23 protein-coding genes are annotated in these 22,758 nt (G+C 68.2%); 11 read left to right on the forward strand and 12 right to left on the reverse strand.

Annotated elements, in window-relative coordinates; all coding sequences use genetic code 11:
* Positions 1-48: 48 nt before the first annotated feature.
* From HNR09_RS03140 to HNR09_RS03165, 6 genes are all read right to left on the reverse strand, one after another.
* Positions 49-1,056, reverse strand: a complete 1,008-nt coding sequence (locus HNR09_RS03140; RefSeq protein WP_179540727.1) for an ABC transporter substrate-binding protein — start codon at positions 1,054-1,056, stop codon at positions 49-51.
* A gap of 102 nt (positions 1,057-1,158) precedes the next feature.
* Complete coding sequence (locus tag HNR09_RS03145; RefSeq protein WP_179540728.1) at positions 1,159-1,968, reverse strand: ATP-binding cassette domain-containing protein; 810 nt, start codon at positions 1,966-1,968, stop codon at positions 1,159-1,161.
* A gap of 99 nt (positions 1,969-2,067) precedes the next feature.
* Positions 2,068-2,889: an ATP-binding cassette domain-containing protein gene (locus HNR09_RS03150; RefSeq protein WP_179540729.1), complete on the reverse strand. Its 822-nt coding sequence runs from the start codon at positions 2,887-2,889 to the stop codon at positions 2,068-2,070.
* The gene (locus HNR09_RS03155) at positions 2,882-3,901 is read right to left on the reverse strand and encodes a FecCD family ABC transporter permease (RefSeq protein ID WP_218881870.1); all 1,020 of its coding nucleotides are present in this window, start codon (positions 3,899-3,901) and stop codon (positions 2,882-2,884) included. The genes HNR09_RS03150 and HNR09_RS03155 overlap by 8 nt, the downstream gene beginning before the upstream one ends.
* A 5-nt stretch (positions 3,902-3,906) precedes the next feature.
* Positions 3,907-4,932 (reverse strand): FecCD family ABC transporter permease, encoded by a 1,026-nt coding sequence (locus HNR09_RS03160; RefSeq protein WP_343047432.1) that lies wholly within the window; start codon positions 4,930-4,932, stop codon positions 3,907-3,909.
* A 67-nt stretch (positions 4,933-4,999) separates the two neighbouring features.
* Positions 5,000-6,046, reverse strand: a complete 1,047-nt coding sequence (locus HNR09_RS03165; RefSeq protein ID WP_179540730.1) for an iron-siderophore ABC transporter substrate-binding protein — start codon at positions 6,044-6,046, stop codon at positions 5,000-5,002.
* A 374-nt stretch (positions 6,047-6,420) separates the two neighbouring features.
* On the opposite strand from HNR09_RS03165, the gene HNR09_RS03170 reads away from it, so the two are divergent.
* Together HNR09_RS03170 and HNR09_RS03175 are read left to right on the forward strand one after the other, a co-directional pair.
* Positions 6,421-6,774 carry a PadR family transcriptional regulator gene (locus HNR09_RS03170; protein WP_246348699.1) on the forward strand — a complete coding sequence of 118 codons (354 nt, stop codon included), beginning with the start codon at positions 6,421-6,423 and terminating at the stop codon, positions 6,772-6,774.
* A gap of 26 nt (positions 6,775-6,800) precedes the next feature.
* On the forward strand, positions 6,801-7,847 hold the full coding sequence (locus tag HNR09_RS03175) for a hypothetical protein (RefSeq protein ID WP_179540731.1): 1,047 nt from the start codon (positions 6,801-6,803) through the stop codon (positions 7,845-7,847).
* A gap of 344 nt (positions 7,848-8,191) precedes the next feature.
* Here the strand turns inward: HNR09_RS03175 and HNR09_RS03180 are convergent, their stop codons facing one another.
* Positions 8,192-8,965 (reverse strand): creatininase family protein, encoded by a 774-nt coding sequence (locus HNR09_RS03180; RefSeq protein WP_179540732.1) that lies wholly within the window; start codon positions 8,963-8,965, stop codon positions 8,192-8,194.
* Positions 8,952-9,638, reverse strand: coding sequence for a FadR/GntR family transcriptional regulator (locus tag HNR09_RS03185; RefSeq protein ID WP_246348701.1), 687 nt, complete (start codon positions 9,636-9,638; stop codon positions 8,952-8,954). Before HNR09_RS03185 ends, HNR09_RS03180 begins: the two co-directional genes overlap by 14 nt.
* A 269-nt stretch (positions 9,639-9,907) precedes the next feature.
* Here HNR09_RS03185 and HNR09_RS03190 point away from each other — a divergent pair, with 269 nt between their 5' ends.
* The 9 genes from HNR09_RS03190 to HNR09_RS03230 all read left to right on the forward strand — a co-directional run bounded on the left by HNR09_RS03190 (position 9,908) and on the right by HNR09_RS03230 (position 19,325).
* Positions 9,908-10,882, forward strand: a complete 975-nt coding sequence (locus HNR09_RS03190; RefSeq protein WP_179540734.1) for a Bug family tripartite tricarboxylate transporter substrate binding protein — start codon at positions 9,908-9,910, stop codon at positions 10,880-10,882.
* A gap of 49 nt (positions 10,883-10,931) precedes the next feature.
* Positions 10,932-11,426, forward strand: coding sequence for a tripartite tricarboxylate transporter TctB family protein (locus tag HNR09_RS03195; RefSeq protein ID WP_179540735.1), 495 nt, complete (start codon positions 10,932-10,934; stop codon positions 11,424-11,426).
* A 13-nt stretch (positions 11,427-11,439) separates the two neighbouring features.
* Positions 11,440-12,978 (forward strand): tripartite tricarboxylate transporter permease, encoded by a 1,539-nt coding sequence (locus HNR09_RS03200; protein ID WP_179540736.1) that lies wholly within the window; start codon positions 11,440-11,442, stop codon positions 12,976-12,978.
* Entirely contained in the window at positions 12,975-13,943 is a 969-nt protein-coding gene (locus HNR09_RS03205) for a CE1 family esterase (protein WP_179540737.1), read from the forward strand. The genes HNR09_RS03200 and HNR09_RS03205 overlap by 4 nt, the downstream gene beginning before the upstream one ends.
* 63 nt (positions 13,944-14,006) lie before the next feature.
* Positions 14,007-15,281: an amidohydrolase gene (locus HNR09_RS03210; protein WP_218881871.1), complete on the forward strand. Its 1,275-nt coding sequence runs from the start codon at positions 14,007-14,009 to the stop codon at positions 15,279-15,281.
* A gap of 226 nt (positions 15,282-15,507) precedes the next feature.
* Positions 15,508-16,701: a FecCD family ABC transporter permease gene (locus HNR09_RS03215; protein WP_179540738.1), complete on the forward strand. Its 1,194-nt coding sequence runs from the start codon at positions 15,508-15,510 to the stop codon at positions 16,699-16,701.
* Positions 16,702-16,728: 27 nt separating this feature from the next.
* Complete coding sequence (locus tag HNR09_RS03220) at positions 16,729-17,775, forward strand: ABC transporter substrate-binding protein (protein WP_179540739.1); 1,047 nt, start codon at positions 16,729-16,731, stop codon at positions 17,773-17,775.
* Positions 17,762-18,583, forward strand: a complete 822-nt coding sequence (locus tag HNR09_RS03225) for an ABC transporter ATP-binding protein (protein WP_179540740.1) — start codon at positions 17,762-17,764, stop codon at positions 18,581-18,583. The genes HNR09_RS03220 and HNR09_RS03225 overlap by 14 nt, the downstream gene beginning before the upstream one ends.
* Before the next feature lie 13 nt (positions 18,584-18,596).
* Positions 18,597-19,325 carry a class I SAM-dependent methyltransferase gene (locus HNR09_RS03230; protein WP_179540741.1) on the forward strand — a complete coding sequence of 243 codons (729 nt, stop codon included), beginning with the start codon at positions 18,597-18,599 and terminating at the stop codon, positions 19,323-19,325.
* Positions 19,326-19,345: 20 nt separating this feature from the next.
* Here HNR09_RS03230 and HNR09_RS03235 read toward each other — a convergent pair whose 3' ends face one another.
* From HNR09_RS03235 to HNR09_RS03250, 4 genes are read right to left on the reverse strand one after another with little or no spacing between them, the layout of a single operon-like run.
* Positions 19,346-19,816 carry a Fur family transcriptional regulator gene (locus tag HNR09_RS03235; RefSeq protein WP_179540742.1) on the reverse strand — a complete coding sequence of 157 codons (471 nt, stop codon included), beginning with the start codon at positions 19,814-19,816 and terminating at the stop codon, positions 19,346-19,348.
* Entirely contained in the window at positions 19,813-20,421 is a 609-nt protein-coding gene (locus HNR09_RS03240) for a TetR/AcrR family transcriptional regulator (protein ID WP_343047433.1), read from the reverse strand. The genes HNR09_RS03235 and HNR09_RS03240 overlap by 4 nt, the downstream gene beginning before the upstream one ends.
* Positions 20,418-21,005: a TetR/AcrR family transcriptional regulator gene (locus tag HNR09_RS03245; RefSeq protein WP_179540743.1), complete on the reverse strand. Its 588-nt coding sequence runs from the start codon at positions 21,003-21,005 to the stop codon at positions 20,418-20,420. Before HNR09_RS03245 ends, HNR09_RS03240 begins: the two co-directional genes overlap by 4 nt.
* 11 nt (positions 21,006-21,016) lie before the next feature.
* Complete coding sequence (locus tag HNR09_RS03250; RefSeq protein WP_343047434.1) at positions 21,017-22,744, reverse strand: purine-cytosine permease family protein; 1,728 nt, start codon at positions 22,742-22,744, stop codon at positions 21,017-21,019.
* Positions 22,745-22,758 lie beyond the last annotated feature (14 nt).

A 22,758-nucleotide genomic window follows, 5' to 3' on the forward strand; every position in this document is an offset into this window, starting at 1 on the left:
TCCGCCGGGGTGCGGTCCGCTCTCACGCTGCTCATCCGGTGGAGGTGATCAGGCGTCGTCGGCGACGGTCTCGGAGAGCTGGTCGGTCCACTGCATGGCCGAGCCAGGGCCGCCGTAGAGCCAGGTGCGCTCGATGGCGTGCATGCGGTCGTTCTCCACGAAGCCCAGCGAGTTCCAGGTCGAGTTGTCCTCCAGCGGTGCGAAGGGGTCCTCCGGCTCGCTGGAGGCGGTCCACCAGAAGAACTCGGTGTCCTCGGGAAGGGCGGTCAGGCCCTCGGTGTCGGAGGAGCTGATCGCCCACCCGGCGTCGCCTTCCTCCTCCCAGGCGGGAGTCAGGCCGATCTCCTCGCCGATGGCGCTGACCATGGCGCCGGGGCCGTGCAGACGGAAGGTGGCGGTGTTGCCCTCCACCGAGGGGTACACGACCACGAAGGGGGTCCCGTCGGCGTCCGCCTCGGAGAGGCGGTTCCGGGCGTCTTCGAGGTTCTGCTCATAGTCGCCCCAGACCTGCTCAGCCTCGTCCTGGGCACCGAGCAGCTCGGCGGTCTGGAAGAAGGTGCGCTCCATGTGCCCCAGTGGGTCGGAGGCATCGGCGGACTCCTGGAGCACCACCGGGGCGATGTCCTGCAGGTCCTCGAGCAGGCCCTCGGGCACGGACTCCTCGGCACCGATGATCAGGTCCGGGTTGGCCTGGCCGATGGCCTCGATGCTGGGCTCGGTGCGCAGCCCGACGTCGACGATGTCCTCATCGACGTCTGCGGCGGAAGCCCAGGCCTCATAGCCTTCGAGGTCGGCCACGCCGACGTGGGTGCCGCCGAGCATCTCGACGTTCTCCGTCTGGACCCATTCCAGGGTGACCACGCGCTGAGCGGGAGCGTCGAGGGTGATCTCCTCCCCGGCGTGGTCGGTGACGGTGACCGGACCGGCCTCGGAGTCGGAGTCGGAGTCGGCATCGGCGTCGTCGACCTCGGTGGTGCCGCAGGCGGTCAGCGCCAGCGAGCCGACGGCCGCCAGTGAGAGCAGCCAGCGTGTGGAGGAGGTGTCGGTGAGGGTCATGGTGTCCTTCCGGAGTGAGGGTGAGGGGCGCTTGGGGCGACGCCCACAGCCTGTCCGGGCGTGAAGACGCAGCCCGGACGGGCGTGGGAGGTTCTGGTCGGGTCAGGCGGGAATCGGCAGGCGCTGCGCGGCCGGGACGTCGATCCCCGCCCGTCCCCGGCGCCCGGCACGCTGCGCACGGACAGCGAGGCCGCCGTCCGGCAGGGGCGCCACGTGGATCGGGACTCCGTAGACCTGGCTGAGCAGCTCGGAGGTCATCACCTGGGGCGGAGGGCCGGCAGCGACCACGGCACCCTCCTGCAGCAGGACCACATGATCGGCGATGTCAGCGGCCTGCTCGAGGTCGTGGAGCACGACGCCGACGGTCAGCCGGTGGACGTCAGCCAGGTCCCGGATGAGGTCCAGCAGGCTCATCTGATGTCTGAGGTCGAGGAACGTGGTGGGTTCGTCGAGCAGCAGCACATCGGTCTGCTGGGCGAGGCAGGTGGCCAGCCAGACCCGCTGGAGCTGCCCTCCGGAGAGCTCGCTGACCGGCCGGTGCATGAGCTCCTCGAGGCCGGCGAGCGCCAGCGCCCCGTCCACGGCCGCGGTGCCGCCGGGGTCGGTCCTGCGAAAGCGCCCTCGGTGAGGGTGCCGGCCCAGTTCGACCACCTCCGCCACGGTAAGCCCGGTGGGGGTGGGGCGCTGCTGGGCGAGGATGGTGAGGCGCTTCGCGAAGCTGCGCGGCGAGAAGCTACTGATGTCCACGTCGTCGAGAGCCACCTCACCGTCGGCATCGACCAAGCGGCACATGCCGCGCAGCAGGGTGGTCTTGCCACTGCCGTTGGGGCCGATCAACGCGGTCACGCCTCCGGGGACGAGTTCGACGTCGACGCCGTGGACGACACGCTGGGCACCGTAGGAGACGGACACGCCGCTCCCCCGGAGCGAGGTGCTGGGCTTCTGCGCGGGGTTCCGCTGCGCCGGATCATTTTCCACATCTGCATCTTACTCAATGAAGCATAGGGTGTCCTAACACATCCGTTCGGGACTGGCCCGACGGGCGCAGGGAACCACCATGGGGCTTCCGGCCTGCGGATCCGGCACCAGCTCGGAATCCAGGGAGAACACCTCGGAGACGGTGGATGGGGTGAGGACCTCCTGCGGATCACCGGCGGCGAAGATCTCCCCCCGCCGCATCACCACCAGGTGGTCGGCGTAGCGAGCCGCCTGGTTCAGATCATGCAGGACCGCCACGACCGAGCGTCCCTGATCCCGGATGTCTTGGCACAGGTGAAGGACCTCGACCTGGTGTGCGATATCCAGGGCCGAGGTCGGCTCGTCCAACAGCACCAGGTCGGTGTCCTGAGCCAGCACCATAGCGATCCATGCCCGCTGGCGCTGTCCGCCTGAGAGGTCTTCGGCGCGGGCCCCTCCCAGATCCGTGATCCCGGTGGCCTCCATGGCCAGCTCGATGGCCTCATCGTCCCCTGGCAGCCATTGACGCAGGGGCGAGTGGTAGGGGTGCCTCCCGCGGGCCACCAACGATCGCATCGTGATCCCGTCCGGCACCACCGGCGACTGCGGCAGCAGGCCGATGCGCCGGGCCAGCTGCCTGCTGCGCCACTGGGTCAACGGGACGTCGTCGAGCTCCACCGTGCCGCGCTGAGGCCTGAGGGTCCGGGCCAGGGCCTTGAGCAGAGTGGATTTCCCGCAGCCGTTGGGACCGATGATCGCGGTGAACCTCTGCAGCGGCACGGTGAAGTCCAGCCTGTCGAGCACCGGCTCAGCACCGTAACCGACGGTGACGCCTCGGGCCCGGAGCCCAGCAGCCCTGCTCGTGTGGTCACGCACTGGCCTTCCTCCATTCGTGAATGAGCAGGTATCCCAGGTACACGCCGCCGAGCCCGGCGGTGACGATCCCCACAGGGAGCCCGTCGAGGACTGACAGCTGCTGGACGAGGAGGTCCGCGGAGACCACGATCAGCGCGCCGAGGGTAGCCGAGGCCGCCAGATTCGCTCCGGGGCGACGCGTCAGCCGCCGGGCGATATGCGGTGCCGTCAGGGCGACGAAGGCGATCGGACCGGCCACGGCGACGGCGACGGCGGCCAGCAGGACGGCCAGGATGATGGCCGCCGTCCTGACCCGAACCGCCCCGACCCCCAGAGAGTCGGCAAGGTCGTCCCCCAGGTCCATCAGGGTGAGCCGGTGACTCAGCAGCAGGACCAGCGGCGCGAGGACCAGCAGTGAAGCACCGATGAGCCCCGCATCCTGGAACGTGCGGGTGCCCAGCGAACCCACCAGATAGGCCGCCAGCTGATGGGCGCTGTCACGCAGACCGACCGCCACCACGTACTGGGTGATGGCATGCGCCATGGCCGAGACCGCGATGCCGGTGACGATCACCCGGGCCGGAGAGGAGAATCCACGACCGGTGGCCTGATGCACCAGCAGCGCGGCAGCCCCGGCGCCGAGCACGGCACCCATCATGGCTGGGACCTGGCCCGGCCACCACAGCGTGGCCAGTGCGACGCCGGCTCCGGCGCCCGCCCCCAGGCCGATCACGTCCGGGCTGCCGAGGGGGTTGCGGGTCACCGTCTGGAAGAGCGCGCCGGCGAGTCCCAGCGCTACGCCCACTCCCACGGCGACGATCACCCGAGGACCCCGCAGCCGCTCCAGCACGAACCCCGCCGCCGCGTCCCCTTCGACACCACGCAGATGGCTGATCACCGCCGCGGGCCAGCTGCCCTGCGGGCCTGTCCCGAGGGTGAAGACCACCAGCGCCAGCACCAGCACCCAGATCAGCACTGTGACCGTGGCCGCGCGGCGGTCCACGGACAGCGCGACGGCGGTCCCGATGCGCATCACCGTCACAGTCGCACCTTCCCGCGACGCACCGCGAGGAGCAGCATCGGCGCGCCGATGAAGGCGGTGAGCATGCCTACCATCAGCTCCTCCGGACGCAGGATCACCCGCGCCACGACATCCGAGGCGACCAACAGAGCCGCGCCGACCGGCACCGAGACCGTGGCCTGCAGCCGCACGTCGCTGCCGACGATCCCGCGGACCAGATGCGGGACGGCGAGACCCACGAAGGCCACTGGTCCGATGGCGGCGGTCGCCGCCGCTGCCAGCAGCGTCACCGCTGTGACCGTGCCGAGGCGCAGCCAGCCGACCCGGACGCCCAGCGAGACGGCGACACCCTCACCCAGCGCAAGCGTGTTCAGCCCGGAGACCAGCAGCACGGCGAGCAGCGCACCCAGCAGCAGCATCGGCGCCAGGTCACCCAGCGTCTCCGGCCGGGCCCCGGCCAGGGAGCCGACCACCCAGTGGCGGTAAGAGTCGAAAGTGTCGGGCCGCAGCAGGATCATGGCCTGGACATAGGCGCCGAGCACCGCCGAGACCACCGCCCCGGCCAGGATCAGCGGGACGACGGAGCCAGCCCGCGCGCGGGCGCCGATCAGCTGAACGACCAGCACCGCCAGCACAGCACCGGGCACGGCGGTCCAGGCGGCGGCCACCCCTGAGACGGGGCCTGCGACGGCAACCACGGTCACCATCGAGGCCGAGGCACCCATGGTGATGCCCAGCAAGCCGGGCTCGGCCAGCGGATTACGGGTCAGCGCCTGGATCAGCACTCCGGACAGGGCCAGGGCCGCCCCGACCACGGACCCGAGGACGGTGCGCGGGATCCGCGCGTCCACCACGGCCTGCAGGTGCTCCTCCCCGCTCCCGTGCAAGGCTTCCCACACCTCTCCCAGCGGAGCAGGGCGGGACCCGTAGGCGATACTCGCCGCGCAGACCAGGGCGAGCACCATCAGAGCCAGCAGGTGGATGAGGATGATCCTCGCTGAAGCCGACCAGCGCCGGTGCGCGGAGCCTGGACTCGGCGGCACCGTCGCAGGCAGGTCGAGGGATCTCCCTGTCGGGTCCGGAGGCGTCGTCGAGAGTCGGCTGGGCGTCTCAGTGCTCACTGGCGGCGACGGCCTCTTCGATCAGCGGCTCATAGCGGTCGATGACCCAGGGCACGGTCAGCGGGCTGATGATGGAGGAGGCCGTGACCAGAGAGGCGTCCGTGGGAGCGACCACGGCGCCGTCGGCGATCGCGGGGATGGAGGCGTAGAGATCCTGAGCCTCGATCTCGGCACGGTTCTCCTCGTCGCTGTAGAAGGTGAAGATCAGCTCCGAGTCGGAGATCATGTCAGCGTTCTCCAGGCCGATCATCGCGGAATCTGTACCTTCGACCTTGTACTCGTCGAGATCGTGGACCACCGGGTCGACGGTCAGTCCCAGGTTCCGGACCATCGCGACCCGCTGCTCGTCCGGAAACATGACGCCGAGGGTTCCCGGCCCGTCGTTGTAGATGAAGGAGAAGGTGTGGTCCTCCCATTCAGGGCGGGCGGCCGCGGCGAAGGCGTCCTCGACCTCATCGATGAGCTCCTGGGCCCGCTCCTCCTGCCCGAGGGCGGTGGAGACCATCTCGATCTGCTGCTCCCAGGTGATCGTCCAGGGCTCCTCGGGGTAGGCGATCGTGGGGGCGATGTCGGAGAGGACGTCGTGCTGCTCCTCGGTGATCCCGGACCACGGTGCCAGGATCACGTCGGGGTCAAGCTCGAGAATGGCTTCGACGTCAAGCTCGGTGCCGCCGGTGAACTGCTCGGGCAGCTCTTCGCCACTCTCCTCCACAGCCTCGTGGATCCATGGCAGATAGCCGGTCTCGTCGGCGCCCCAGGCGTACTCCTCGACACCCACCGGGATGACACCGAGGGCGATCGCCGACTCTGCCGACCCCTGCCCGAGGGTGACCACACGTTCAGGCTGCCCCTCGATCTTCTCGATGCCAAAGGCGTGCTCCACCGAGCTGATCTCGCCCTGGTCCGCAGAGTCCGACGAGCTCTGGGAGGAGGCGGTGGCACCGTCGTCGCAGGCGGCTACCGCCAGCAGGGCGGTCAGCGCGAGGCCGGCAGAGAGGGCGCGGGAGAGTCGGGGCAGCCCGGATGGTCGGGACATGAGGCTCCATTCGGTCAGTGGGCCAGACAGGCCACTATTTACAGCATGCCTTTGTGATGTATTCAGAGACACCTTACCTTCACACTGAAGGAGCACCAGCCTCACTCCACCATTGAGATACACCTCACGTCAGTACAACGGAGGCCGGGAAAAGTGACCCCTGAAGGCCAGGGGGCTGACGTGCCACGCCCAGGACGGGGCGAAGAGACCAATCCCGGGGCCTAGGCACAGCCCCGCTCAAGCTCTCCAGACCGCTCGCGTCGCCCACAACATGCTCCTGCCCACCGAGGCTGTGACCCCAGGCAGATGGACGCATGAGCGACCACTCGCAACGATTCTCGCGGCCTATCTAGGTATATGTCATACTTAGATACATGGGTGAAGAGATGACGGAACCGCGCTGGCCGTCGCCCTGGGTGCGGGCCGCCCTAGGCACGGCGATCCTCGCCGCTCTGGAAGGCGGCCCGCTGCATGGTTACGGCATCGCCGTCGCGCTGCAGGGCCGAGGCTTCGGTCGCCCCAAAGGCGGCTCGCTCTACCCGCTGCTGACGGCATTGGAGAATGACGGCGCTGTCACGGCGGCCTGGGAACAGGGAGCCAGCGGCCCTGGCCGAAAGACCTACGCCCTCACCCACAGCGGGCGCACACGCCTGAAGCAGGAGCGCACAGGCTGGCACGAACTTGCTGACGCGCTCCGAGATCGAGACACGGATGAAAGGCACTCATGATGAAGGCTGTCCATACACCGCAGACCTTGGACGAGGTCGCCACCATGTTCCGTCAGGCACGCGGAGAGCGCGCTGATGAGGACTGGGCCCGCTCAGCTGCCGCCCGGCTCATGCTCGACGGTGTGCGCGAGCCGCTGGTCCGTGACGGGCTGGTGGCCCTGGTGCCCGTGATCGAGGAATCTCAGGAGCCCGCCACCACGTTGTTTGGTAGCCCTGTGGAGTGGGCGCAGGAACGACACGCGGCCTGGCGCTCCGACGGTGTCCACACGACCAGGCCGAGCGGCCCGGCCTCAGTGGGTGAGTTTGTGCACGGCGTGTCTATCGGCGCCGCCATCGCCGCGCCGATCCTCGCACTCCTGCAGATGATGGCCGATGGGTGGGTCATCGACTTCACGCTGGCCCTGGTGGCGTTCCCGCTGCTCATATCCCTCGGAATCCTCGGTTTTCCGGCGGCATGGAACTGGTGTCTTCGCCGCCGAACACGTGGGGCCACCATCGCAATCGCGGTCGTCTCACTGATCGGCTACAGCTCAGTCGTTGCGGGTATCCTCTATCTCGCCCATGACGTCGTCCTGTGGAACGGCTCCGGGTTCTGGATGTTCGCCGTCGCCACGGGCTACGCCATACTCGCCAGCCTGACGCGTCGGGCATGGCCGGCATCGGACCCGAAAGCCCCGGATGAGTATGTCGAGGATGATTCCGAATGGAAGCGCAGCCTCGCCGCCTACCTTCGCGAGCGCGACGACATCCAAGAGTTCCGAATTCAGGCGATCATCGATGACGCCGAGACCCACAGCGCCGAATCGGGTAAGTCGTTGCAGGAGGAGTTCGGGGCGCCCGCCTCGTACGCCACGCGGTTCGCGCCCCGCCTGGAGGTCAGCACACGCCGGAGGGCCTGGGCGTGGACGATGCTCCTGCTCCCGCCGATCGTCGTGTTCCTGCTGTATGGCCTCGAGGACGGCTGGCACTGGCAGAACCGGTTCTTGCCCTTGGTTCTCTGGTTCCTCGCCGCCGTCTTCATGGCGGCCACAACGTGGCGCCAAGCGATCCAGCACTCACGTGACCACACCTGATGATCTCTGCACGCCTGTCCCACGCGCGGAAGTAGCCCCACGGACGGAAGCCGGTGATCGTGCCTGAGCATCCGGCTCGAGTTGCCACACTGCCCAGGGCGCACGCTGACGGTCCCCGAACGGCACATCGAGTGGGCAGTATCGGTGCGCGTGCGGATGACCGACGCGAGTCCACACGACCAGCTCATCGGCACGCACAGCTTCATTCTCATCCACAGACACGACAGACGGTGTCGTCATCCATGGCGAGGCTGGATGCACAGCGCCTGCATGAAGGACAGAACGCGCTGGACGGAGCCGCCTGTGCGCGCCGATCTGTCCTCCCATGTGCGACGACAGGAGCGCTACAGCGAGAGCATCGCCTCGGCGTACTCGGTCAACCGCGTGACGATCTCTTCCAGGATGACCTCCCCCTGCTCTGCGGTCACCGTTGTCGGATCCCCCAACACCCCGTTGTCGGCGTAGTGCTCGAACCGCACAGAGATCGAAGGAGGCTTGATTCTGCTCAGGCGGGCCTTGGCATTGAGCTCCTGCAACGTCCGCACCCCTGCTGTGAGAGAGGAACGGTCCACCGCAGAGGGGGCGATGGCCAGCACCTGTGCAGTCTCCGACTCACCGGAGTGCCCGGAGACCTCCGCCGTGGGCAGCTTCGCTGAGGCTTCAGGAGCCAGAGTTCCGACAAGAGTCCAGGCGAAGTGGAGGTCAGGGTGGGTAGCCAGGAGATCCTGCTCGACCACACCGAGGGAAGCCCCGTTTCCGCCATGCCCGGAGACCACGAGAATCCGTTCCCACCCGGCTTCACCGAGGTTCCGGACGATCGAAGAGACCACGTCGATGAAGAGGCGCGCCGACAGGCTCACGGTGCCGGGGAAGCTTGCGTGGTGGGGCGAGACCCCGTAGGGAAGACCCGGAAGCACATGCGCTCTGCCTGCCAGCCTCTCCGCCACTGCTTCAGCGACATATTCTGCCCGAAGAGTGTCAGTGGAGAGGGGAAGCCCATCTCCGTGCTGCTCCAGGGCGCCCACGGGGAGGATGAGCAGCGCCCCCCTCCGCTGTGCCGCCTCGGGACTGGTGAGGTCACCGAATCGGGTGATCCGCGTGCGGTCAGGCGTCTGCATGGGGGTTATCATCGTTCTCCTCAGCGCCGAGAGCGGCGTTCTTCAGGTTGATCAGGTGCCTCTTCGTCCTGTGCTCCGCCTCAAACGGGTCGCCCCTGCGGACGGCGTCGACGATCTCGCAGTGTTCTCGATGATCCTGAACACGGTCATAGCGGACCCGCGAGGTCTGATGTGCCCGTCTGTAGAGGGACAGCAGAGCCTCGAGGAGCTCACAGAGCGCCCGGTTCCCACTCGCCCGAGCCAATTCAACGTGGAAATGCCCGACGGGAACCTCGGTCTCGTGCTCCAGGGCATGGTCGGTGCCGCGCGTCAGACGGTTCAGGGCGTCGTCGTCGCGGACTTGCGCGGCAAGGGCCGCGATTCCGGGCTCGATGGCGATGCGGGCGTCGAAGAGCTCCGCGATCGAGTCCCGGTCGGCGGGATCGTAGTAGGGGTTGTCCAGGATGCGACGGTGGATCGACGCGCCGACGTAGGTTCCGGAGCCGTGACGCAGCTCCACCAGATCGGTGGCTTCCAGCCGACGCAGCGCCTCTCGAACACTGGGCACGGTGACGCCGAAGCGGCTGGCGAGCTCGCGGGCCGGCGGAAGGGCCTGGCCGGGAACGAGACCATTGGTGCGGATAGTGCTCAGAATCTCGTGGCTGAGAGTCTCGATGAGTCGCTCGGTCTTCAACGCTCCTCCTTCTGTACAGGCTATAGTCATTTGATCACTAGCCCGAGTCCACGTCAAGAACCTGACGTGATGACGGTTTTGAGCACTCAGTCGGCACGATAAGTCATCAGATCTGTAATAGTCTTGGTTGCGACGTGCATCACATTACTCTACGATGAGCGTCGTCAGAGATGCCGGCTCGGCCTCTATCCTCAAGAGAAACCCAGGATTCACGAGGGACCGGCACTCATGGACTTCCCGCACTGTCCACTGAGCTAAGGATTGATCTAATGAGTAAGACGCTCCGTCTTGGTGCCGCAACCATCGCGGTCTCCGCACTGGGACTCACAGCCTGTGGCGACGACGGCGACTACCCCTCCGAAGACATCACCTTCGTCGTGCCCTTCGGCACCGGCGGAGCGAATGACCAGATCGCCAGGGCCTTCGCCCAGGAACTCGAGTCGGAACTCGGCGTCAACGTCAACGTGGAGAATCGCGAGGGCGGAGGGGCCACCATTGGCACTTCCCACGTCATCAATTCAGATCCGGACGGCTACACCATAGGCCTGGCCCCAGGTGCAGCACTGGCGCAGCAGCCGTTGACCAATGACGATCTGCCGTACAGCTCGCCCGAGGATTATCACGTGGTCGGCAAGATCGCCGAGATGCCAGGCATCGTCGCGGTGCCCGGCGACTCGGAATTCGACGATCTGGAGGAGTTCATGAGCTACGCCAAGGACAATCCGGGAGAGCTCCAGGCTTCCCAGGCGGGCAACGGGACGACCCAGGACCTCCTGATCCGGGAGCTCGGCCGTCTGGCCGATGCTGAGATCCAATCGATCCCCCTCGCCGGCGGAGGCCAGGAGGCAACCTTGGCGGCCGTCTCCGGACGCGTCGATGCGACGTTCGGCTTCGCACCCGCGATCAAGGGCTTCGTCGAGTCCGATGACCTGAAGGTCATCGGCGTGGTCAGCGATGAGCAGTACGAGGCCTTCCCCGAGGCCCAGCTCTCGACGGACATCGGATACGACACCCCCCTGCGTGCGGTGTACTACATCGTCCTGCCCCTGGAGACGCCCGAGGACGTCCGCGAACAGCTCGAGACGGCCACCGAATCCATCGTCGACAGCGAGGCGATGGCCCAGTTCTCGGAGGAGTCCGGGTTCGTCCTGGACCACCGGGACCACGACGCCGCGGTCGAGGAGATCACGGAGTACACGGAGCTCTACGAAGAGTTCAACGCCAACTTCGACATCGAAGACTAGGTGCGCTGTGCCATCTGTGCCTGACCTCGAGAACGCTGATGGAGCGTCCATGACCACTGCCCATGAAACCCAAGAAGCCCGTGAGGTCTCCGAAGGCGGCCTGCGGATCGCCGTCGGACTGCTCGGTCTGGCAGCGTTCTGCTACTACACCTGGGACGCCGGCAGCATGCCCGTCGGCCAGATGGCGATGCCCGGTCCCGGCTTCTTCCCGCTCCTCATCGGGGCGTTCGGAGTGCTCTCCTCGATCATCGTGATCGTGGATGCGCTGTTCAAGCTGCGCCAGGAGACGACCGTGCTCATCCCGAGCGGTGGAACCGCCCGACGGCTCGGCGGCCTCATCTTGCTGCTGACGCTCTTCGTGCTGGCGATCGACGTGATCGGCACCTACCTGGGCTCCATTCTGTTCTGCTCTCTGAGCATCAAGCTTCTGAGCTCGCACGCCTGGTGGCGATGCGTCGTCTACGGCACCACCATGGCGGTGGTCTGTGTGTTTCTCTTCGACACCCTGCTCAACGTCTCGCTGCCCGGTTTCGGCCTCTGGTGATGGGGGATCCACGATGAATGCGTTTGAAGGTTTCCTCTACGGACTGGAGATAGCAGTCTCACCCGAGCTGTTGGTCGCCGCCTTTCTGGGGGCGTTCGCCGGCACACTCATCGGTGTGCTGCCGGGAATCGGCCCGGTGGCGGGCGCAGCGGTGGTCCTGCCGATCACCTTCATGTACGACCCCCTGGTCGGGATGGTGCTGATCTCCGCGATCTATCTGGCGTCCCAGTTCGGCGGCTCCATCACCTCGGTACTGGTCAACATCCCCGGGGATGCTCAGTCGATCGTCGCCACCTTCGACGGCTACCCCCTCGCGCAGAAGGGCCGGGCCGGGGCCGCTGTGGGGATCATGGTCGGCGGTTCGTTCATCGCCGGCGTCCTGGGGATCCTGGTGGTGCTGCTGACGATCCCGATCATCACGCCCGTCGCCCTGAGCTTCGGACCCGCCGAATTCTTCGCCCTGACGGCGGGAGGATTGATCGCGCTGTCTCGCATCTCAGGCGGAAGCATCGCCTCGGGTCTCTTCCCGATGGCGGTCGGCGTGGCGCTGGCGACAGTCGGCACTGACGCGATCCACAGCTACAACCGGTACACCTTCGGCGTCATTGAGCTTGCCACCGGCATCTCTCTCGCCATGCTGGCCGTGGGCCTGTACGGCATCTCCGAGATCCTCTACATGGTGGAGAACAGGAAGCTCAGCACGAAGGGCCTGAGCAGGATCCGAGTGCGCGACCTGACGCCCACCAGAGCGGAGGTCAGGGAGGCGAGCATGCCGTGGCTGCGCGGTTCCCTGGTCGGCTACGGCTTCGGGATTCTCCCCGGACCGTCGGCCACCCTCGCCACCTTCGGCTCCTACCGCGTCGAACAGGCGCTGGGCCGGGGCAAGGGCGGATTCGGCACAGGCAGAGTCGCCGGACTGGCGGGGCCCGAGGCGGCCAACAGCGGCGCGACGGTCGGCAGCATGGTTCCCGCCCTGCTGCTGGGCCTGCCATTCTCCGCGACCTTGGCGATGATGCTCGCCGCCATGCAGGTGCACGGGGTCGCGCCGGGGCCGCTGCTGATCGACAGGAACCCGGAGCTCTTCTGGTCGGTCATCGCTGCGCTGTTCGTCTGCAACATCATGCTGGTACTGATCAACGTTCCCCTCGTGGGCCTCTGGATCCGTGTGGTGCGCACACCGGTCTACCTGCTGGCCCCCTCGATCCTTCTCCTTGGTGCAATCGGCGTCTACAGCGTCAACACCAACCTGATCGATCTACGCCTGATGGTGCTCATCGGGGCGGCAGGGTACATCCTGCGGAAGGCGAACTTCAGCATCGCATCCATGCTCATAGGCCTCGTTCTGGGTTCCTTGGTGGAGCAGTACTTCCTCGAGGGAATGGCCATGGGCGCGGGCGACCCCGGGTACTTCCTCTCCACGCCGACGGCCATCGTGCTGTGGAGCCTCGTGCTGCTCGCCGTCGTGGCACCCGTGCTCTCTCGGGCCGCCGCTCGAATCCGCGGGGGCCGCATCCACCACACTGAAACGGCCACGTCGAAAGGACGATCATGAACCGTGCATTCCTGAGGCGAGCATCTCTGGGCCTCCTCGGCTTCGCAGCGGCAGGGGGCATCCTCATGGCTTCGCCGGATGCCCCTTCCTCACAGGCAAGCGAGCAGTCACCGACGGACGCGGCGAAGGGCGTCGAATGCACCGCGCCGGTGCCGCAGGCGGTCGGAAGCAGCGCGAAGCACAGCATGGTCAGCGGAGCCCTGGAGCGCGAATACATCCTGACCCTTCCGGAGGACTATGCATCCCGATCCGACTGGCCGCTGATCGTGGCCTTTCACGGCCGGGGCAGCACCGGGGTTGAGGTGGAGGGCTACTCCCGGCTCTCCGACCTTCCCGCGGTGGTGGCCTACCCCTTCGGTGTGTTCCCCGACAATGCTGATCCGCGGCGTGCGTGGCAGGGCGCGCCCTACTCCGATCCCGAGGTCGATGATGTGGCGTTCGCCGAGGATCTCGTCGACCACCTCGACGCCGAGCTCTGCCTCGACGGCGAGCAGGTGTTCGCCACCGGAAAGTCCAACGGAGGAGGCCTGGCTCTCGCCCTGGCCTGCCGGATTCCGGACCGGATCACCGCCGCGGCCGCTGCGGCACCGGCGCTGTATCCGGAGACTCGGCAAGCATGCCTGGAGCCGTCAAGATCTCCCAGCATGATCATCCACGGCACGGACGACGTCACGATCCCCTACGGCGGAGACCCTGACCGGGACCTGCCCGACATCGAGGAGTGGGGTTTGGACCTGGCGCAGGCAAGTCGATGCCGCCCACATCCCGACAGAACGCACGTCGGGGACGACGTCGAGTACCTGAGCTGGTCCGCATGCGCGCGGGGCGGCGAGGTCACCGTGGTCTCCGTCCAGGGCGGAGGACATGTCTGGCCGGGGGCAGCCGCCTACTCCGGAGGCGGCTTCACCACCCGTACGCTCGACGGCAACGAGGCGGTGTGGGAGTTCTTCATGAAGTCGCGGTAGCCGACGGCGAACCGACCACCAGGGCGTCCGTGCCCCTCGGAACACCGACGAAGGAGACCATCGATGACGCGCATCGCCATGCGTGAGATCAGACGGCGTCTTCACGCCCACCCCGAACCAGGCTTCCTGGAGTTCCACACCGTCGGGGTCATCACCGAGCAGCTTGATCTGCTGGGAGTGGAGTACCACACCGGCACCGCGGCCATGGACCCCACCGCCATCATGGACGGCCCGTCGCCGGCCGAGCGTGAGGATTGGGGCCGGCGGGCGCTGGAACGCGGCATGGAACCTCGGCGGGTCGAGACGCTCACACAAGAGGGGACAGCGATCGTCGCGATCATCCGGGGCAGGAGGCCAGGCCCGGTCTGGGGCCTGCGCTGCGACATCGACGCGCTGCCCATCGCGGAAAGCCGCGAGCCGGATCACCTCCCGTGGCGTCAGGGATTCGCCTCCCGCACCCCGTATATGCATGCCTGCGGCCATGATGGGCATACGTCGATCGGCCTGGGTGTGCTCAGCCGCCTTCAGGACGAGGACTTCGCCGGCGAGCTCAGGATCTTCTTCCAACCAGCAGAAGAGGGCACCCGTGGTGCGGCCCCGATGCTCGCCGCCGGCGTCGCGGACGACGTCGAGCGGATGCTCGCCTTTCACCTGCGCGCCGATGTGCCATTGGGCACGGTCATCGGCGGCGTCGAGAACTACAAGGCGACCACCAAATGGCGGGCGATCTTCACGGGCGCCCCCGCACACGCATCCGGCGCCCCCGAGAAGGGCCGGAACGCGCTGCTGGCCGCGGCGCACGCGACGCTGGGCATCCACGGAATGCCACGATTCGCCACCACGGACACCCGTGTGAATGTCGGCACCTTCCACGCGGCAGGTGCCGCGAACATCATCCCGGCTGAGGCGACCATCACCTATGAGGTCCGCGCTGAAGACAATGACGCCGTGAACGATATGAGTCGGCGCGCGGACGCGGCCGTGGAGGGCGCGGCACGCATGCATGATGTGCAGGTCGAGACGACCCTCTCCGGACAGGCACCCACCACGACGCCGGACGAGGAGATGCTCAGCCTCATCGAAACGGCCTCCGCCGCAGTTCCAGCGATCACCGCGTTCAGTCGCCGGGCTCGACTCACATGCGGCAGCGACGACGCTCATCTGTTCATCCGTGCAGTGCAGCGAAACGGCGGCATCGGCACCTACCTGGGGATAGGGGCCCAGAACACCGAGGCACCCCATCACAGTGCACATTTCGACTTCGACGAGGCCGCTCTGGACGTGACCGCCGATCTGCTGGCCGCGACGGTCCGCGAGGCAGTGGGCCCCAGCGGATAGGCGATGAACGGTTCCTCGAACCCGCACCCGGAGAAGCGCCCGGCCTCTCGGATCGTCGCCACAGCGAGCCCCTGCGCGCCGCGGAGTGCGTGCCAGCGTACGAGGTGGACCTGAGATGTAACACGGATGACATGCGAACCTCCCTAGGCTTCATGCGACACAGTTGCATGACGGGACGACGACGGCGCCCCGGGTGCCCAAGACTTCCCCGAGGGACAGGACCCAGATGACCATCACCGGCGCAGGCCCTGCCGACCGGGTCCACCCTGGCCGAGTCCAGCCTGCCCCCGGAGACTGCGAGCACGGACGCACCGGCACAGACCCTTCCGACGCCGGGCTTCCTGTCCCGGGCCCCGCAGAGCCCGGCCCGGTGAGCCTCACCGCCGGTCCGCGTCGGTGGGCGGCCTGGTGGATCATCGGACTCTCGGCGGCGCTGCTGGGCTCCGTCGTCCTCTGTGTGGGCATCGGCCCCGCGCCGATCGCGCCGTCCACCGTGGCCGGGGCCATCGCGCACCAGCTCGGCCTGCCCGTGACACCCACGTGGACGGACGCGGAGCAGGCCATCGTATGGACCATGCGCGCCCCGCGTGTGCTCCTGGGTGTCGCCGTCGGGGCGGGACTGGCCCTGTGCGGCGCCGCCCTGCAGGCCATGGTGCGCAATGTGCTCGCCGATCCCTACATCTTGGGAATCTCCGGAGGGGCCTCCACCGGGGCCGCCGGCGCCATCCTCTTCGGCCTCGGGGCGGGCGCCGGGCAACACGCCCTGCCACTGAGCGCCTTCCTGGGAGCTCTGGGCGCCTCCCTGCTGGTGTTCGTGATCTCCCGCGCGAACGGGCAGGTGACCTCCCTGCGGCTGCTCCTCGCCGGCGTCGCCGTCGGCTATGCGCTCTCGGCCACCACCAGCTTCCTGATCTTCGCCTCCGACGACGTCGAGGGTTCCCGCACCGTCATGTTCTGGCTGCTGGGCTCTCTCTCCCTGGCGCGTTGGGACCCGTTCCTGCTGCTGGTGCTGGTCCTGGTGGCGGGCAGCGCCGGGCTGCTGATGCTCTGGTCCCGCCGTCTCGACGTCCTCGCCCACGGTGATGAGACCGCCCGGAGCCTGGGGGTCCGTCCCAACCACGCCCGTATCCAGGTCCTGACAGTGGTCTCCCTGAGCACCGGCGCGATGGTGGCCGCGGCGGGAGCGATCGGCTTCGTGGGGCTGGTGGTGCCGCATCTGGGACGGCGCCTGGTGGGCGCCGCCCACGCCCGGCTGCTGCCCGTAGTCGGACTCCTCGGTGCGGTCCTGCTGATCTGGGCCGACGCCCTGTCCCGGGTCCTCATGCAGCCCCGGGAGCTGCCCATCGGCATCGTCACCGCCCTGGTGGGCGCCCCGTTCCTGCTCCTGCTGATCCGCCGAATGCACGCACAGAACTCCTGACCGGACCCGACCACCCGAAGGACCATCATGAGCTCCCTCCTCGACCGGCCCGCCGGAACCGTCCACAGCGGCACCGTCCACAGCGGGGCCGTACGCGCCGGCGCCTTCGCCCTGGCCGCGCTGGTCCTCAGCGCATGCGCCGGCGGGGCGCAGGCACAGGATCCATCGGTGCGGAACTCCGAAGTGCAGGACACCGCGGTGACGGTGACCAGCTGCGGCCACCAGGTGACCCTCGAAGCCGCCCCGGAACGCGTCATCCTGCTGGAGACCGCCCCGGTGACCATTCTGGACGGCCTCGGGGTGATGGACCGCATCGTCGCCCGCGCCGGAGACTTCCCCGCGGAGTATTACTCGCCGGAGCTGGCAGAGCAGATCCAGGACATCCCTTCGCTCTCGGAGGACCTGGACGCCTCCGGGCACCTCATGCTCTCCCAGGAGGAGGTCGTCGCCCAGGAGCCGGATCTCGCCCTGGGTCTTCCCGACGGCGTCACCCGTCAGGGTCTGGGCGATGCGGGGATCGCCGTCCTGGAGCAGGACCTCTACTGCCCGGAGCCGGACCAGGATGCGGACTTCGAGGTGCTGTGGGCCGAGATCGACCGGCTCGGCACGGTGTTCCGCACCGAGGATGAGTCGGCCGCGATGGTCGATGAGCTGCAGGATCGGATCACCGCCGTAGAGACCAGCGACGCCGCCCAGCGCGAGTCGCGCACCGCGGCGGTTCTGTACCCCTCGGTCGGCGGTGGGCCCGTCTACGCCTACGGGACCGGCTCCATGGCCCAGCCCCAGCTGGAGGCAGTCGGCCTGGAGAACGTCTTCGACGACGTCACCGACCGGGTCTTCGAGGTCCAGACCGAGGAGCTCGTGGACCGGGACCCGGAGGTGCTGATCCTGCTGCACCAGGGTGAGCCCGACGGCGTCTCAGAGGCAGTCATCTCGCTGCCCGGAGCCGGCGCGATGCGGGCGGTCGAGCAGGACCAGCTCATCGTCCAGCGGTTCAACTTCACGGAACCGGCATCCCCGCTGACCGTGGAAGGCCTGGAGCGGATCGGCCAGGAGCTGCATGACCAGGACTGAGACGGCCCCGGTGCTGCATGCCGACGGGCTGGACTGCGCCGTCAGGCACGGTGCCCGCAGCCGGCTGGTGCTCCACGACGTCGACCTCACGGTCGCCGCTGGTGAAGTAGTGGGGCTCATCGGCCCCAACGGCAGCGGGAAGACCACGCTGCTGCGCACACTCAGCGGGGCGCTCTCGCCGCGCCGTGGGCAGGTGCTGCTGCACGGCCGTCCTCTGGGACGGCTCACCGCGCGTCAGGTCGCCCAGAAGATCGCACTGGTGGTCCAGGAGCCGCCGAGCGAGCTCATGCTCAGCGTGGCAGAGACGGTGCTGTTGGGCCGCACCCCGCATCTGGGCATGTTCCAGAGGCGGTCCTGCCGCGATGAGTCGATCGCCGAGCGCGCGCTGACGGCGATGGGCGTCCGCCACCTGGCCCAGCGGGAGACCAGCCGGCTCTCCGGTGGCGAGCGCCAGCGGGTCCTCATCGCCCGAGCACTGGCCCAAGAGGCCACCTGCCTGCTGCTCGACGAGCCGACCAACCATCTCGACATCGGATTCCAGCATCAGGTGCTCCAGCTGCTGCGCGGGCTCGACACCACCACCGTGGTGGTGCTGCATGATCTCAACCTCGCGGCCCGCTACTGCGATCGGCTCCTCCTGCTCCACGACGGACACGTGCGCGCATCCGGGCCGCCGGCGGAGGTGCTCGGCCCCGACCTGCTGGGTGACGTCTACACGGTCGGAGTCGACCCGGTCACTTCTCCGGACGGCACGAACCAGCTGCTGTTCCGTGCCGGCACAGCGCCCGATGAGCCCCGCCGACCATGAAGGAGCACCACAGATGAACGTCCAGGACACCCTCGACGACTACTGGTCCCGGTGGGCCGCCGACTATGAGGCCCACCAGCAGCAGCGGCTTCGCGACCACGGGGAGGTCCAGGCCTGGGAGCGGGTCTGGCGCCCGGTGCTGCCACAGGCTCCGGCAGACGTCCTCGACGTGGGCACCGGCACCGGCCACGCGGCGCTGATCATCGCCGGACTCGGCCACCGGGTCACCGGCATCGACCTGGCAGAGGGCATGCTGGCCGAGGCCCGCCGCAAGGTCCACGCCACCTCGGGTCCCCGGTTCTTGCGCGGAGACGCGGCCGATCCGCCTGTCCCACCTGGTTTCTTCGACGCGATCACCGCGCGGTATCTGCTGTGGACCCTGCGTCACCCCGACGAGGCGCTGCGTCGCTGGCATCGGCTCCTGCGCCCTGGCGGAGTCCTGGTGGCGGTGGACGCGCTGTGGTTCCCTCAGGGCCTCACCAGCCATGATGCCCACGACGGCGACGCGCCCCGATCCGGCCGGAGCGCGCACTTCCGCCGCGTCTACGGCTCCGCCCGCCAGGACCTGCCACTGGCGGAGGCAGCCGATATCTCCGTCTTCGCCGCACGCATCGAACAGGCCGGATTCTCCGAGGTCAGCGTCGACGAGCTCCCGGAGATCATGGAAAGGGACCGGCGCCACGGCGTCGCGCCCGGCCACGAGGTCCAGCGGCAGCACCGCATCCGGGCCGTCCGCCGCTGAACCTGCTCAGTCGACTCGGCTCAGTCAACTCGACATCCGGCGCAGCGCCCCAGCAGCGTGGATCGGTCCAGGTCGAGACGAAACCCGGCGCTGCGCTCCAGCGCGGCGGCGAGCTCCTCGGCGTCCTGGCGGGGCAGAGCCTGAACAGCGTCGCAGCTGTCGCAGTGCCCGTGCAGATGTGAGGTGGAGGCGAGGTGATAGGCCGCCGCCCCTCCTGGCAGCCGCCGGACCGCGACCAGCCCCAGCGCGGAGAAGAGCTCCAGGGTCCGGTACACGGTGGTGCGGTGCACTCCGCTGGCCGCGAGCTGGACGGCCAGCTCGTCAGCGCTGAGATGCTCGTGACCTCCCGCCAACACCTGAAGCACCGCCCGCCGCGCCTCCGTGTGGCGCTCACCGGACTGACGCAGCCGGGCCAGCGCCTCCTCGATGCGACGCTGCCCGCCGCCTCCGTGCAGCGCATGGTGAGAGGAGGTGGCACCTATCCCGCTCATCGGGGCACCTTCCGTCCGCGCAGCGGGTCGAGGAGGATCTCAGCCGACCAGGCCGCCGCGTCGGCGACGTCGCGGGTCTCCGGCCCGACCTGCCGGTGAAGCGACACCCAGGTGCCGGCCGAGTCCAGATGGCACAGCCCGGCCACCAGGTCACGACGTTCTTGGGGGGCCAGATCCGGGATCTCCCGGGAGAGCAGACGCTCCAGTCCGGCCCGCCCCGGGGCAGGGTCGATACCGTCGGCGCCCCGTATCTCAGCCTCTGCTACCACATGGGCCAGCTCGCGGCGCCGGGCGTAGGACTCCATGGACTCCCGCACCAGCAGCGGGAAGTCGAAGATCGACTCGCAGCCGGGGCGGGGGAAGGCCACTCGCTGGAACCACGCAGCCGCCGAGGCCAAGAGCTCGGCGCGGGTTCCATAGTGGCGGAAGACCGTCCGCTCGCCGATTCCTGCTCGGCGTGCGATCAGCTTGAACGAGACGTCATCGGTCCCGAGTTCTTCGACGAGCTCGGCGAAGGCCTGGAGGATCCTGGCCTGGCTGGGCGTGAGACCCGGATCCTCGTCGGCCTCCCGGGCCGTCATCGAGGTCTCCTCCTCGGCGCTCACGGGGCCGCCTCCGCGGCCCGGTGCGACGCGAAGGCCGTCTCCGGGAAGCTGGCCCTGAGCTGCTCCGCGATGCGCCGGAAGGCCGCTGACGTGCCCTCGACGTCCATGTCCAGCCCTGTGCGGCAGCGCGCCCAGAACTGCGCCGAGGCGACGTTCACCAGCCCGGCGCAGAGCCGCCCGGCGTCGCGCCTGGCGAGCCCTGGAGCGACTGTGCTCACCAGGGCGCGTACCGCCTCGGCGAAGAAGCTCGAGTGGTCAGGCCCCACGGGCGAGATCGCCTCGGCCCGCGCCATCAGGTGGGCGTAGGAAGGTGCACGGTCGAAATCGGAGAAGCGTGTCTCCACCACATGCAGGAAGCTCTCCCAGTCGGTGAACGTCGGAGGCGGGAGGACCTGGTCCTCCAGCCAGCGCGCCAGCGCAGAGAGCAAGTGGGGGCGGGTCGGGAAGTGCCGATAAACCGTCCGCTCGGACACACCGACCGACTCCCCCAGGGAGCGGTAGGCGATGTCGTCGAACGGCATCTCGCGCAACAGGGTCGCGGCGCTGGTGAGGATCGCCTCCGGCGTCGCCAGGTGTTCGCCCATGCTGTTCACCCTCATGTCTTCGACGGGCTCCGCGACGGGGCCACGGGCCCACCGTCCATGTCCTCGAGTCCGAGCGGCCACGGCGGGCCGGCCGTGCGGAGCTGATCCTCCGGCGGGAGCACGTACCGGTCCGAACCATCCAGGGTGAGCGCCAGCGAGGAGATGTGCTGGGTCTCGCCGAACGGCCCTGGCTCCGCGGAGGCCAGCATATCCGGCCGCTCGAACGTATAACCAGTGACGTGGCATCTCAGCCGCACCGCGGAGGGACTGCCCTGCTCATCGACCATCGGCAGGGTGATCCCGTCCCAGCTGCGCCGCAGATACCACCGTCCACGGGTCAGCACCGCGGTCAGCGGGGTCACGACCGCGGCGGCCACGATCGCGACCCCGACGGCGAAGGGCCGCAGGACCTCGCCGAACACTCCGGCGAAGGTCAGCAGCGAGAGCACCGTGGCGACGCCGACGGAGACCAGTCCCACCGGATTCCAGTCATGGAGCATCCCTCTCCGGTGCTCCGGCCTCAGCGGAGAGATCCGCAGCAGGCACTTGTTGACCGCGATGTCCACCGCCACGGTGACCAGCCAGGCCATCACCACATTGGCGTAGAGGCTCAGCACGAAGTACATCAGCGCGAAGACGTCCAGCATCATCAGCGCGCACGCCACCGAGAGGTTCAGGACCACGAAGACCGTCCGGCCCGGATAGCGACGGGTCAGCCGGGTGCAGGCGTTCAGACAGGCCAGGGAGCCTGAATAGCCGTTGGTGACGTTGATCTTCACCTGGGCCACCACGATCAGCGCCAGAGCCAGGGTGACAGCCAGCCAGTCCGGCATCAGCTCCTGGTAGATCCCCAGGAACTGGACGACCGGTTCGGCAGCACGGTCCCCCAGGGTGGGATCGACTCGTGCCAGCACATAGACAGCGAGGAAGACTCCCAGCACCTGCTTGGCCCCGCTGAAGATCACCCAACCCGGGCCGGCCAGCAGCAGGGCCGTCCACCAGCGTCGACGGTTGGCCGCCGAGCGCGGGGGCATGAACCGGATGTAGTCCAGCTGCTCCGCCAGCTGCGGGGTCAGCGCGAAGCAGACTGCGGCGCAGGCCACCACGGCACCGACGTCGACCGCTCCACCATGGGCTCCGTCGAAGGCCACGAAGGCCGCCACGATCTCCCCGTCGACGAGCACCACCCAGACCAGGGGCAGGAGCGCCAGGACCAGCCACAGGGGCGTCGTCCAGAACTGCAGACGTTCCAGGGCGCGCATCCCCAGGACCACGATCGGGATGACCACCACGGTGGAGACCAGGTATCCCGCCGGAAGCGGAAGTCCGATGCCCACATGGAGCGCCTGAGCCATGATCGCTCCCTCGAGGGCGAAGAAGATGCAGGTGAACCCGGCGAAGATCAGCGTGGTGATGACCGAGCCCTGGTAGCCGAAGCCGGAGCCTCTGGCGATGAGGTCGATGTCCAGGTTGTAGCGGGCGGCGTAGATGCTGATCGGCAGCCCCACCAGGAAGATCGTCACCGAGGCCAGCAGGATCCCGAGCACCGCGTTCGCCGTGCCATGTTCGAGACCGATGCTCGCCCCGATGGAGAAGTCCGCCAGGAACGCGATGGAACCCAGCGCCGTCCCTCCCACGGCCAAGGTGCTCCACCGGCGGAAGCTGCGCGGCACGTACCTGAAGGCGTAGTCCTCCAGGCTGTCCTCTGCGGCGCGGCGCGCCCGGTCCCCCTCCGTCACGTGGTCAGCGCCTC

This window comes from Nesterenkonia xinjiangensis (assembly GCF_013410745.1).
Classification (GTDB): domain Bacteria; phylum Actinomycetota; class Actinomycetes; order Actinomycetales; family Micrococcaceae; genus Nesterenkonia; species Nesterenkonia xinjiangensis.